Origin of the sequence: Pseudomaricurvus hydrocarbonicus (assembly GCF_011602365.1) — a bacterium.
Lineage (GTDB): Bacteria > Pseudomonadota > Gammaproteobacteria > Pseudomonadales > Cellvibrionaceae > Pseudomaricurvus > Pseudomaricurvus hydrocarbonicus.
Genome location: NZ_JAAONZ010000003.1, coordinates 311374 through 324730, shown reverse-complemented (window position 1 = coordinate 324730; position 13357 = coordinate 311374). Strand labels below are relative to the sequence as shown.

The window sequence follows — 13357 nt, the reverse complement described above, 5'->3', positions numbered from 1 at the left end:
TTGTTACTCATGTGCGGCCTCTTTATCACTGCCGCGTGCGGCTTGTTCACAGTAGCTGGCGACTTGTTTTGCCGCGTCTGGCATGGCCAGTGCTCTGGCATTTTTTGACATTGCCATTAGTTGTTCCCGATCGACAGAAACATTGCGAATAAAATCCGCAATGATCTGTGGCGATAAATCTTTCTGCTGACGAACCAGACCGGCCCCATTATTTTCCAGCCACTGCGCGTTGTGAGTCTGGTGATCATCAATGGCATAAGGGTATGGCACCAACAAAGCCCCCCGCCCAGCCAAGGTCAATTCCGATACAGTCAATGCTCCGGCCCGACAAATCACAACATCAGCCCATTCATACACAGCGGCCATATCATCGATAAATGACAGCACTTCTGCGGTCACATTAGCTTGCTGGTATTGCTGTTCAGTAAACTCCAGGTTTTTCTTACCGGTTTGATGTTTAATCTCAGGCCGAAGCTCATCCGCCAGTAAGGCCACTGCAGCCGGTATCATTTCGTTTAACGCCAGAGCCCCCAAACTGCCGCCGAGCACCAGCACCTTCAGCGGTGGCTGTGCCTCCTGCGACAGGGCGCTCAAGTGTAAGGGCGCCACCTCAGCGATGGCTTTTCTCACCGGGTTACCCACATGCACCGCGTTCGGCAAGCTGCCGGGGAATGCCTCCATGACGCATTGTGCCAAACGTGCCAGCCAACGGTTGGTGGTACCAGCCACGGCATTTTGCTCATGAATCAGCACCGGCTTTCCCAGCAACCATGCGGCAACGCCGCCAGGCCCGGAGGCAAAACCGCCCAAGCCCAACACCGCATCCGCTTGTTCCCGCTTGAGAATACTGCGTGCCTCCCAGACTGCACTCACCAGCAGGAAAGGCGCTTTCAGTTTTGTCAGCAAGCCTTTGCCTCGCACCCCTTCAATCGTCAGGCAGTGTAAGGGAATTCCCGCCGCAGGCACCAGCTCGGCCTCAATGCCGCGCGCCGTACCCAACCAGCTCAGCTTGACTCCTCGCTGGCGCAGCTCTTCGGCGACGGCCAGTGCCGGAAAAACGTGGCCGCCGGTACCACCGGCCATGATCACAATATTCAAGTCACTCTGGCTCATGCCGCCCCCTGTAATGCTGTCGCCGCAGATGGTTTATCGGCGTCTGCGGGCTGGGGCTTACCGTGTTCAGAGGCATAGCTTTTGGTCCGCCCAGCCGCGGTTTGACGGCGACCAGACCGAACTCCTGCAGCAGACTTTTGCTCTCCACTCATCTTTGTGGATGGATTCATCGACGCCAGTCGCAGCTCCCAATCAATACGCATCACCAGCGCCATCAAGACACAGGACACGAGTAAACTGCTGCCGCCATAACTGATGAACGGCATGGTTAAACCTTTGGTCGGCAACAAGCCGGAAGCGACTCCTACATTAATGAACGCCTGGCCGGCAAACATTACCGCCACACCAAAGGTGGCAAAACTGGCAAAGACTTTACCCCCCGCCATTGCGCGTTGAGAGACATTCAAGATACAAATCACCAGCGCAATAAAGATGCCCATTATGGCGGCCACGCCAACCAAGCCGAACTCTTCAGCGATGATGGCAAAGATAAAATCAGTGTGCGCTTCCGGTAGATAAAACAGCTTTTGCACACTGTTACCCAATCCCAAACCGGTCCATTGACCCCGTCCAAAACCAATCAACGATTGAGTCAGCTGATAGCCACTGTTGAACTGATCAGCCCAGGGATCCAAAAATGTAATCAACCGCTGCATCCGATAAGGCGACAACGTTGCAATCAACATCAGGCCGCCCAATGCCGCCACAAACAAAATAATGAATTGCCACAAGCGCACTCCAGCCACAAACAGCATCGCCATCACTGTTGCCGCCAGCACCACAGAAGCACCAAAATCAGGCTCCAGCAGCAACAAAAAAATCATCACGCCCAAGACAAGCAACGGCTTAAAAACACCGTGCCAGTCGACCAGGGTTTCCTGCCCCCGACGCGCCAGAAAACTGGCGTAAAACACGATGGCACAAAATTTGACCATCTCGGATGCCTGCAATCCCAAAGGACCTAACTGCAGCCAGCGCTGGCTGCCGTTGACTTTGCGACCGATACCCGGAATCAACACCAGCACCAGCATCAACAGTGCGCCAATCAAAAACAAGCTGCCGTACTTTTCCCAAATCACGGTTGGCACAGCTGCCACCAACACCGCACACAGAATGCCCAAACACCAATAAAGGGCGTAGCGCTTGGCAAAAAACCAACCGTCACCGTAGGTGGCTTCTGCGAAGGTCATCGAGGAAGACGTCACCATCACCCAGCCAATGGAGGACAACATCATGACCAGCGTCAACATCTGCCAATTCACAGCGTCCATCCAGCGAACCGGCGTTAAGGAAAGCTTGGCGTCAACGCTCATGCCAGAACCTCCTTCACGGCCTGGACAAAGTGCTCGCCGCGGTCTTCAAAACCGCGGAACATATCAAAACTGGCGCAGGCTGGTGAAAGCAAGACATCATCACCGGCCCGGGCCTGCCTGGCAGCTTTGGCCACAGCCTCTGACATGGAAGCGGCTGACACAACCGGCACCATTGCTTCAAATTGTGCGGCGATTTTTTCGCCATCTTCGCCAATAACCACCACCGCCCGAATGCCTGGTGCGGCTTCTTTCAAGGGAGAAAAATCAGCCCCTTTGCCAACCCCTCCGGCGATCAGGACAATTTTTCCGCTGTCTTTTTTCAAGCCCTGCAGTGCCGCCAGAGTGGCGCCGACATTGGTACCTTTGGAATCGTTGTAATAGTTAACTCCGTGACTCTCCGCCACCCACTGACAGCGGTGCGGCAAGCCGGCAAACTGCGTTAACGTGGTCAACATGGCCGCCATTGGCAGATCAACAGCATGCCCTAATGCCAGCGCAGCCAGGGCGTTAGCGATGTTATGCCGACCTGGCATTTTGATATCGGCAACGGGCATCAGCGTATTAAATTCAAACGCCAGGTATTCCTGCCCGCCTTTGGTAATCACCCCAAAACCCTGCCGGTCAGGGACATTCAATCCAAAACTAAACTGTTGCACCCCTTCAGCTAAAGGGGGCCTGGTAAGCGGATCTTCCCGGTTAACCACCACTTTGCGCGCGCCGAAATACACACGCTGCTTGGCCATGTAGTAATGTGCCAAGGAATCGTAACGATCCATGTGATCTTCGCTGATATTAAGCACAGTCGACACATCCGCGGCCAGCTTGCTGACAGTCTCGAGTTGAAAACTTGATAGTTCCAACACATAGAGCTCAGCCGCCGGTTGCTGCAACAGGTCCAGAACGGGCACACCGATATTGCCGCCGATCAGGACTTTTTTACCGGCCGTCTGCGCCATTTCACCCACCAGAGTGGTGACAGTGCTTTTGGCATTTGAACCGGTAATCGCCACCACTGGAGCGTTAACTTCTCTTAAAAACAGCTCAATATCGCCCAATACCGGAACCCCGGCAGTCTGCGCCTGCGCAATGGCAGGAGTGGCAACAGAGACACCCGGGCTGACAATAATTTCAGCCGCTGCCAGCAGAGTTTCGACATTCAACTCGCCCAGCTCAAACCTGGCATCCGGAAATTCCTCACGTACCCGATCAAACGCCGGAGGCGCTTCCCGGGTATCGAGCCAAACAAATGGCCGACCCGCCTTGGTCAAATAGCGCGCAGCCGATTGCCCGGTCATTCCCATACCGATTAATGCGGTGACATTGCTTTGCGCGATTAAATTGGCCACTAATACCTATCTCTTAACGTTTTTTGTTAGGGTTTTAACGCAGTTTTAACGTTGCCAAACCAAACAGCACCAACATCACGGTAATGATCCAGAAGCGGACAATTACTCGTGGCTCTGGCCAACCTTTCAATTCAAAGTGATGATGCAGGGGAGCCATGCGGAATATACGCCGCCCCGTCAACTTAAACGAAGCCACCTGCAGGATCACTGACACGGTCTCCATGACGAAGACCCCCCCCATAATGAAGAACACAATTTCATGGCGGACGATGACCGCAATCACCCCCAGCGCAGCGCCCAAGGCCAGGGCGCCCACATCGCCCATGAATACCTGAGCCGGGTAAGTGTTGAACCACAAAAACCCCAAACCGGCGCCACCCAGAGCCGCACAAAACACAATCAATTCACCGGCTCCAGCCACGTAGGGGATGTGCAGGTAATTCGAAAATTCGTTATGGCCCACCAGGTACGCGATTAAACCAAGCGCACCGCCAACCATGACTGTCGGCATGATGGCCAGGCCGTCCAGACCATCTGTCAGATTGACCGCATTGCTGGAGCCCACAATGACAAAGTACGTCAGTACGATGTAAAACAGGCCCATATCCAGAGAAACGTTTTTCAAAAACGGGACGATTAATTGCGTCTCAGCAGGGCTGGCGGCGGTCGAATATAAAAAGATCGCAGCGCCCAAACCGGCAACCGACTGCCAAAAATATTTCCATCGTGCTGGCAAACCTTTGGAGTTGGCCTCAACCACCTTACGATAATCATCCACCCAGCCGACTGCCCCAAAAATGCCTGTAACAATCAGTACCACCCAGACATAACGGTTGCTCAAATCAGACCAGAGTAAGGCACTGACAAAGATGGCGGCCAAAATCAGGGTGCCGCCCATGGTCGGTGTACCCGACTTACTCAGGTGAGATTCCGGGCCGTCATCACGAACGGACTGGCCGATTTGCAAATAATTCAATTTGCGAATCATCCAGGGACCCAAAACCAGCGAAATCACCAGTGCTGTCAGAACCCCGAGGATTCCTCTCAGCGTTAAATATTGAAACACTGCAAACTGTGATGCGTATTGTTGTAAGTATTCTGCAAGCAACAGAAGCATTATTGATGTTCTCCGTCTAACATGATTGCCTGCACGACACCTTCCATACGTGCACTTCGAGATCCTTTCACTAATACAACCGTTTCGTCAGTCAATTGATTGGTTAAAAATTGATTGAGCTCACCCTGAGACTCAAAATGTTTTGCCTTACTGTACTCACCAGCGGTGGCCCTAAAACCTTTGTGCACATTCACGCTATTTAAGCCCTGTGTCAGTAATTGCGGCACACCCAATGCACCCAGGTCTTGCCCCAACTGATCCAGCACCTGTGCTTCATCCTCGCCAAGCTCCCCCAAATCTCCCAACACCAGAACGACATCGCGCCCATGCTGCTTGAGGTCCATTAACACCTGCGCCGCCGCCTTTACAGACCCCGGATTGGCGTTGTAGGTATCGTCAATCACCAATGACCGATTGATGCCTGGTACGGGTTTTAAACGACCTTTGACCGGCGCAACGCTTGCCAACCCCAGAGCAATGTCGGGTAAATCCAGCCCCACCGCCAGGCAACAACCGGCAACAGCCAAAGCATTGTTGACGTTTTGACGCCCCATAATGGGCAAACTGATGTGTACACTGCCCGGCGCGGCCTGCAATTCAAAGCTGTAACACCCTTTTTCATTCAACTGAATATCCGTTGCCCGTAAATCTGCTCCGCCAAGGCAGTCAGAAAACGTCAGGCAGCGAACATCCGGACGCACTTGTGCAAGTGACTGCAGCCAACCCGACGCATAGGGCACATCCAGATTGACCACCGCCACCCCATGATCTCGCAGATGGCGATAAATGCTGGACTTTTCAGCGGCAACACCCGCTTCACTGCCAAAGCCTTCCAGATGCGCCGCCATCACATTGTTCACCAACGCGACCGTTGGCTCAGCCACGGATGCCAGATAATCAATTTCACCCAGCCCGCTCGCACCCATCTCAATAACCGCAAACTCTGTGGTTGCAGGCATAGCCAGCAGCGTTTGCGGCACACCGATGTGGTTATTCAAATTGCCACGGGTAGCATGGACTTGCCCCTGACGCCCCAACACCGCTGTCATCATTTCTTTTACAGTGGTTTTTCCACAGCTGCCGGTCAGCGCGACCAGCGGCCCTTCAAACTGCAACCGGCTCAAGTGAGCAATTTCACCTAACGCCCGGGTGGTGTCCTGCACTTTCAGTTGCGGCACTTTTAACCCCGGAATGATCCGCTCAACCACTAACGCTGCCGCGCCGGCATCCGCGGCAGATTCGGCAAATTCGTGTGCATCAAAGCGCTCACCCTTTAACGCCACAAACAGATCACCGGTCAAAATGTCACGGGTATCCGTATTCACTCGCTCAAAGATCACATCCTCGCCGATCAATTCAGCACTCAAAGCGGTCTGAATGTCCGTCAACTTAAGAGGCCTAATCACGTTCCACCCCCTTTACTGAGCCACTGTCTTTAACCGTGACGCTTTTTTTAACAACGTCATCGCCTTTAACAACGCCACTCTCATTCAATTGTTCAGCTCTTGACTGCAGTGCCAAGCGCGCAACCGTCACATCGCTGAACGGAATTTTTTCAGCACCGATCTGCTGATAATTTTCATGACCCTTGCCAGCCAAAACAATGCAATCGCCCGCCTTTGCATTAACAATGGCGTGGCGGATGGCTGCTTCCCGGTCGGCAATACACTCAACCCCTGCCGTGGTTCTGAATCCAGCCATCACCTCATCAATGATGCTTTGCGGTTCTTCCATTCTGGGGTTATCACTGGTGACAACCACATGATCCGCTACGGCTTCGGCCACGGCAGCCATCAACGGGCGCTTACCCTTATCGCGATCACCGCCACAACCAAACACACACCACAATCGCTGTGTACTGTGCTGGCGTATCGCGGACAAAACGGATTGCAAGGCATCCGCCGTATGCGCAAAATCCACCAGAACGGTTATATCGGCATCCACATCCACCCGCTCCAGCCGTCCAGCCACCGAAGGCAGATCCGGCAAGCGCTGCACCCACATCGCCACTGAACGCCCCAGCGCATAGCCACTGGCCACCACCGCCAGGATGTTGTGCAAATTGAACTCACCCCAGACCGGCAACGCCACGTCAAAATCCCCTTCGGGCGTGACTAAAATCGCCTTTACGCCCGCCGGTGAATACTGAATCTGTTGAAAACTGAAATCGGCTTGCTCGCGCAAACCGTAGCTCAGCATCTTCACCGACGGCGCCAGAGCCGCCTTGAAGACCTCAACATAAGGGTCATCGACATTCAGCACAGCCGCCTTGAGACTCTCAAACTGCATCAGCTGAGCTTTACTCGCCACATACCGATCCATATCGCCGTGATAATCCAAATGATCACGACCAAGATTGGTCAGTACCGCCACATCAAACGCAACGCCGGCAACCCTGTGCTGATCCAAACTGTGGGAAGAAACCTCCATCACCACCGACTTGGCTCCGTCAGCGTGTAACTGCGACAGAATGGCCTGCGTCTGGATGGCGTCCGGAGTTGTCATTCCAGTCACTGTCATGGGCTCTCCGGTGAGGCCATAACCCAATGTTCCCACAGAGCCGGCCGGGGATTGCGGATCTGCCAACAGCTCTGCGAGCCAATGGCTGCAGGTGGTTTTGCCATTGGTTCCCGTAATCCCAACCACATTCATGGTCTGTGAGGGATTTGAATACCAGCGACCGGCCATGGCGCTCAATTTTTCACGCAACGCCGGTACTACAACCTTGTGCACACCGTCTGCCAGCGACTCACAGTCCTCTTGCAGCCCCTCAGCCAAGATCAATGCAGCCCCTTGCTTGACCGCACTGTCAATAAAGCTGGCGCCATCCACTTGTGTCCCGCCCAGCGCGACAAACGTATCGCCAGCCGTCACCTGACGGCTGTCGAGCACCAACGGCCCAACCGAAAAAGTTAAGGCGTTCTGTAACGACAGATCGGGCAGTATTTGCCCGAGGGTTGGATAGGTACTTTCCATCAACGGCGCCATCACGACAAAGGCCCCCGAGCAACAAATTTGTCAGGCGACTTTTTCTCGAACGCCACCTTTTCATTTCCCGGTACGACCTTAGGCGGCACATGCATCAAGCGCAGAGCACCCTCGGCCACCTTGGCAAAAATCGGTGCTGCCACCTCGCCGCCGTAATACTTACCCGTGTTTGGCTCTTCAATCACAACTACCACAACAATACGGGGATCTTCTGCTGGCGCCATTCCCGCAAACACCGAACGATAACGATCGTCGGCGTAACCATCTTTACCCACTTTATGCACCGTGCCGGTCTTGCCAGCCGCCGGGTAAGTTTCGATTTGCGCCCGGCGAGCCGTGCCTCCCGGTTGCAGTACGGTTTTTAACATATCAATCACCTGACCGGAGATGGCTTCGCCAACCGCCTGTTCTCCACCCGGCGCAACGTCCTGACGCAGCAGGCTGACCGGCTTTTTCACGCCCAGATTCGCCACCACAGAATACGCCTGGGCAAGCTGTAACGCCGTTACGGTCATGCCATAACCAAACGCGAAATTAGCCTGTTCAATCGGCGTCCAGCGGGAACGGTTCGGCAACAGGCCAACACTTTCACCTGGAAAGCCCACCCCGGTTCCCTGCCCCAACCCCAGACGGGAAAACATATTGCGAACCACATCGGGCTCCATATCCAGAGCCACTTTACTGATACCAACCTGACTGGATTTGGTAATGACTTTTGTCAGGTCAATGACACCGTAATTTTTGTGGTCCAATAAGGTTTTCTTACCCACCCGGATATAGCCCGGATTGGTGTCTATCATCGTATGCGGGTGATAACGCCCGGTTTCCAAGGCCGCTAACACGGTCAAGGGTTTCATGGTGGAGCCGGGCTCAAACTGATCCGTAATGGCTCGATTTCGCAGCGCCGAGGTGCGGATCCCTTTACGCGCATTAGGGTTATAAGAAGGCTGATTCACCATCGCCAACACTTCACCCGTGTGCGTATCCAACATCACCAGACTGCCTGAGGCGGCGTTATTTTCCGCCACTGCCTGCTTCAACTCACGATGCGCCAGGTACTGCATGCGCAGGTCTATGCTCAAATGAACATCCTTACCGGTCTCAGGCGCTTTCAATTCCCCATCGTCTTTGATGATACGGCCTTTCAGATCCTTAAGAACCCGCTTGGAGCCGGAGCGCCCTTCGAGCCAGGCATTGAAGGCCAGCTCCAACCCTTCCTGACCGTTTTCATCAATGTTGGTAAACCCCACAACATGAGCGGCAACTTCACCCGCTGGATAAAAACGCTGATATTCCGTACGTCCGTAAACCCCCGGCCAGCGATTCGCCAGAATGCTCTCCGCCTCCTGTGGCGGCAAATGACGTTTCAGATAAATAAACTCTTTGCCCTGATAGCGCTTCAACTTTTTGCGCAGTGCCTTTTCGTCCATCGACAAGGCTTTGGCCAATGCCGCCACAACCACTGCATCCGCAGCCAGTTCTGACGGATTTGCCCACAAAGACGTCACCGGAGTACTGACTGCCAGCGGCTCACCATTGCGATCCGTGATCACGCCGCGATGGGCCGGAATCACCTCGGTACGAACCGTACGCGCATCACCCTGTCCTTGCAGGAACTCAAAACCTTTATCTTCGCCCGGAACCACCTGCAACAACGCCACATGCCACAGCAGCACCGCCATAAGAACAGCCAACAACAAAACCGCCAGCGAAAAACGCCAGCGGGGAATGGTCATGGTCTGTTCTGGCTGACGCTTGTTCGCGTTAAGTTTGGTACCTTTCATTTAGGCACCATCACCAGCTGCTCACCTCGGGGGATTGTCATATGCAGTTTTTCTGTCGCTTCCTTTTCAATGCGTCCATAGGCTGACCAGGCACTGTGTTCCAGCAGGTACTGTCCCCACTGCACGTGCAATTGCGCCGCTTCGCGCCGCATCACCTCCAATTGATTTAAGCGGGCGCGTGCCTCATGCGTACTGCGCACAACCCCGAAAGCACTGGCCAAAACCAGCGCCCACAAGAGCACGACTAAAAAACCCGTTTTTGCGCTGAGCTGTTGAGCACCCACGGCCGGCACAATCGCCCCCACTTTCCCAAAAAAATTACGTTATTGTATTTTTTCCGCAATGCGCATTATCGCGCTTCGTGAACGCACGTTAGCACTCACTTCATCACCGGTAGCACGCACAGCCTTCCCCAGAGATTTAAGCCTTTTATTGAGTTCAGACTCCATCAAAGGCAAACCTGCAGGCACGTCCAAACCGCGCTCGTGATGACGAATAAAGCGTTTTACAATGCGATCTTCCAGCGAGTGAAAACTGATCACGACCAGACGTCCACCTGGCTTCAACACCTCCAGCGCCTGATCCAGCAAGGCCTCAAGATCACCCAATTCGTTATTGACCTCAATGCGAATAGCCTGGAACACCCGAGTCGCCGGATTCTTACCTTTTTCCCAGGCCGGATTGGCTTCCGCAACCACTTTAGCCAGATCCAGCGTGCGCTCAAAAGGACGCTCGGCCCGGCGCTTGACAATGGCACCGGCGATGCGCTTGGCAAAACGCTCTTCGCCATAGGCTTTAAAAACACGCACCATTTCAGATTCATCGGCACCATTGACCCAATCCGCCGCACTCTGGCCGCGAGTCGTGTCCATGCGCATGTCCAAAGGGCCATCGTTTAAAAAACTAAACCCCCTCTCAGCCACATCCAGTTGTGGTGAAGACACCCCCAAATCCACCAGCACCCCATCCAGCTTGCCCGTGAGTTCACGAGCATCCATAAAGGATTTCAACTGTGCAAATGAGCCGTGCTCAATGTCAAAACGGGCATCGAGGTGGTGCAATGCCACCCCCTCGTCAATCGCAACAAGGTCTTTATCAATGCCGATCAAACGACCCGAAGTACCCAAACTGTTGAGTATCAAGCGGCTGTGCCCACCACGACCGAAGGTGCCATCCACATAAGTACCGGCAACATCCGTAATCAACGCGTCCACCGCTTCATTCAGCAAGACGGTAATATGCTGGTCGCCCTGAACAGGATCACTGTTACGGTCTTCTTTACCACTTTGGGCCATATGCTCTTCGCTCATGCCGACTCTCTAATTGATAGGTGCCTCAACCAGCGAGCCACCCAGTAAAAAGTTATAAAGACAAGCTCAGCAGCTCGTCTGGCAGCGGTGCATCGTCATCCTCATCTAACAGAGCGTTCCAACTTTCTTCGCTCCATAACTCGGCCTTTTCATTCAAACCGACCAGTACTAATTTTTTATCCAACTTCGCGAAATCTCGCAATATGGATGGCAATAACACCCGGCCATTCCCATCCAACTCTAATTCTGTGGCATTTCCCAATACCAAACGCTGCAAACGGCGAACCTGCTTATTACTGTTTGGCAGTGCGCTGATTTTCGCACTGACTTCGCGCCATTGGGGCTCCGGGTAGATGTTCAGGCATTTTTCATAGGGATTGGCGGTGATGATCAAGCGCCCGCCACAGGCAGCCGAAAGCAGATCGCGATACTTGCTCGGTATCGCCATCCGCCCTTTTGCATCCATATTGATGGACTGACTGCCTTGAAACACGCTGTTTCCCCAAGTTGGAATGGGCATGGGTTAACACCACCCACCACCAAAAACCCACAAAAATGCACCTTTACCCACAAAACACCACATTGCCACTATAAATCTGCACAGTGCAAAGTCAAGGTATTAGGAAGGCAAAATCATCAATAATGAGGGGAACGTCGCTAAACTGGAGCGAAAGTTTCAATTTGTGTGAGTCTTGCAAAACCAAAAGAGGAGGAAAAACAAAGCAATACAACACGAACTTAATGTATTACATTAAGTTCGATACCATTTGATTTTTTGAAAACCTTCCTCTTATGCAAAAGAGGAATAAGGCGGAGAGAACCTCCAGTTGAAACCCCACAGAAATCCACTCACAGGGGCCTTTTCAAACCATCTCTTACTCTGCAGGGTGCGCGCACTTCAGATCACACCCAGTCCGTGACCACCACACACCCAAAGGCCGCTACGACCTGCCACAACCAGGCCAGCCATTGCCACCGCCAGCGATCTCTCCGGTCGGTGTCACCTGCATAGCCTAAACCACATCAGCACGTCAAAAGCCCTGACAGGAAATAAATTATTGAAGTCGGTCTATAAGCCGGGTTCTGTCATCGACAGTCATTCATCTAGGGCTTGCGTCACCACAAGCCTCAAGCAACCTACCCGCCTTCAGTGCGGGTCGCACCATAGAAGGCCTATTTGGTCTTGCTCCGAACGGGGTTTACCATGCCACAAGCTGTTGCCAGTTGCGCGGTGCGCTCTTACCGCACCCTTTCACCCTTACCTGTGCCACCTCTTATTTGCATAAGCGGCGGCCATCGGCGGTCTACTCTCTGCTGCACTTTCCGTAGGCTTGCGCCCCCCAGGCGTTACCTGGCGTTCTACCCTATGGAGCCCGGACTTTCCTCTCCCCGTTGAACTCAAGCCAGGCTCGAACTCAACAGGCAGCGACTGTCTGACCAACTTCAGGGAGCAAGATTAGCGCCGCGCCAGAAAAACTGCAAGAGCAGACTGCACCTCAGACGTTAACGAGGCGCACTTATTGATTCGCGACCAGCCCGATTTACAGCGATCACCTCCGGCGTGACATTCCTGCACCGAGCAGGGAAAGCTGATGCCACCTTCAGCTGACACCAGAGTCCCGGCTAGTGCTCCAGTTCATCCACGCCGACCTGACCACTGATACGTCGACGAATGTGCGACCAGGACATCCCCACAGCCAAGATGAATGAGAGCACCAGCAGCACGACGTATTCCATCGCCCCCGGAGAATCCAGACTGAGCCAGCCGAGGTCAATCAGCAACCAGACAAAGCAGGCAGAAAACGCCGTTCCCAGGATCACCCCCAACCACCCCAACGCCAGAAAGGTGGCCCTGAGATAAATCACCCAGGCAATGATCAATACAATGCCGGCGAGTCCGAGTACGGGACCAAATTCCGTTCCTTTTTCCAACAATACCGATACATAGGAATAACCACTGGGGTTGTAGGTGGCGAACACCAGCGCAGACGCAAATAGCCATCGCACGATAAAACTGCCAATCGAAAAAGATCTAGCCATATCACCGAGTCCCGTTTCAGGTGCCTCCGAAGAATCTAGTGTATGGACTCCATCCGGGCAAGTTAGTATGTCGACTTGAGCCCGTCCGGTAGGATCTGGCGACATCGCGGCACAGTTTCTCAGCGTCAACCTCAACGCGAGCCACGCCGTCCATCTACCCAGTAGCCCTCAGGCCAATAAAAACCGGAAGCTAAAGCCCCCCCGATCAACAACAGATGGCTGCTGCGAAGCCTTCAGTGACGCCTCGTCAGTTGTGACCCCGGGCTGTTTTTTGGCGTAATGTGAGGCGTTTTAATTTCGTTAAAATCATCCAAAAGGGCCCCGGAGCGTGGCTTGAACGGACGTT

General features: G+C 53.7%; 11 protein-coding genes and 1 other RNA gene. All 12 read right to left on the bottom strand.

Features of this window, described 5'->3' with window-relative positions; translation table 11 throughout:
• Window positions 1-3: 3 nt before the first annotated feature.
• A complete protein-coding gene (gene murG / locus G8770_RS05950; RefSeq protein ID WP_167183185.1) occupies window positions 4-1113 on the bottom strand; it encodes an undecaprenyldiphospho-muramoylpentapeptide beta-N-acetylglucosaminyltransferase in 1110 nt (369 codons plus the stop codon).
• Window positions 1110-2426: a putative lipid II flippase FtsW gene (ftsW, locus tag G8770_RS05945; protein ID WP_208022071.1), complete on the bottom strand. Its 1317-nt coding sequence runs from the start codon at window positions 2424-2426 to the stop codon at window positions 1110-1112. Before ftsW ends, murG begins: the two co-directional genes overlap by 4 nt.
• A complete protein-coding gene (murD, locus tag G8770_RS05940; protein ID WP_167183182.1) occupies window positions 2423-3772 on the bottom strand; it encodes a UDP-N-acetylmuramoyl-L-alanine--D-glutamate ligase in 1350 nt (449 codons plus the stop codon). Before murD ends, ftsW begins: the two co-directional genes overlap by 4 nt.
• Window positions 3773-3806: 34 nt before the next feature.
• Entirely contained in the window at window positions 3807-4889 is a 1083-nt protein-coding gene (gene mraY / locus G8770_RS05935; protein ID WP_167183179.1) for a phospho-N-acetylmuramoyl-pentapeptide-transferase, read from the bottom strand.
• Window positions 4889-6295 carry a UDP-N-acetylmuramoyl-tripeptide--D-alanyl-D-alanine ligase gene (locus tag G8770_RS05930; RefSeq protein WP_341771089.1) on the bottom strand — a complete coding sequence of 469 codons (1407 nt, stop codon included), beginning with the start codon at window positions 6293-6295 and terminating at the stop codon, window positions 4889-4891. The genes mraY and G8770_RS05930 overlap by 1 nt, the downstream gene beginning before the upstream one ends.
• On the bottom strand, window positions 6288-7865 hold the full coding sequence (locus tag G8770_RS05925) for a UDP-N-acetylmuramoyl-L-alanyl-D-glutamate--2,6-diaminopimelate ligase (protein WP_167183177.1): 1578 nt from the start codon (window positions 7863-7865) through the stop codon (window positions 6288-6290). The genes G8770_RS05930 and G8770_RS05925 overlap by 8 nt, the downstream gene beginning before the upstream one ends.
• Window positions 7866-7876: 11 nt before the next feature.
• Window positions 7877-9661, bottom strand: coding sequence for a peptidoglycan D,D-transpeptidase FtsI family protein (locus tag G8770_RS05920; protein WP_243760294.1), 1785 nt, complete (start codon window positions 9659-9661; stop codon window positions 7877-7879).
• The gene (gene ftsL, locus G8770_RS05915) at window positions 9658-9945 is read right to left on the bottom strand and encodes a cell division protein FtsL (protein WP_167183174.1); all 288 of its coding nucleotides are present in this window, start codon (window positions 9943-9945) and stop codon (window positions 9658-9660) included. Before ftsL ends, G8770_RS05920 begins: the two co-directional genes overlap by 4 nt.
• Before the next feature lie 39 nt (window positions 9946-9984).
• Complete coding sequence (rsmH, locus tag G8770_RS05910; RefSeq protein ID WP_167183635.1) at window positions 9985-10956, bottom strand: 16S rRNA (cytosine(1402)-N(4))-methyltransferase RsmH; 972 nt, start codon at window positions 10954-10956, stop codon at window positions 9985-9987.
• A 67-nt stretch (window positions 10957-11023) separates the two neighbouring features.
• Window positions 11024-11464 (bottom strand): division/cell wall cluster transcriptional repressor MraZ, encoded by a 441-nt coding sequence (gene mraZ, locus G8770_RS05905; RefSeq protein WP_341771094.1) that lies wholly within the window; start codon window positions 11462-11464, stop codon window positions 11024-11026.
• A 563-nt stretch (window positions 11465-12027) separates the two neighbouring features.
• An RNA gene (rnpB, locus tag G8770_RS05900) (RNase P RNA component class A) lies at window positions 12028-12416 on the bottom strand.
• 178 nt (window positions 12417-12594) lie between these two features.
• The gene (locus G8770_RS05895; protein ID WP_167183169.1) at window positions 12595-13011 is read right to left on the bottom strand and encodes a DUF6524 family protein; all 417 of its coding nucleotides are present in this window, start codon (window positions 13009-13011) and stop codon (window positions 12595-12597) included.
• Window positions 13012-13357 lie beyond the last annotated feature (346 nt).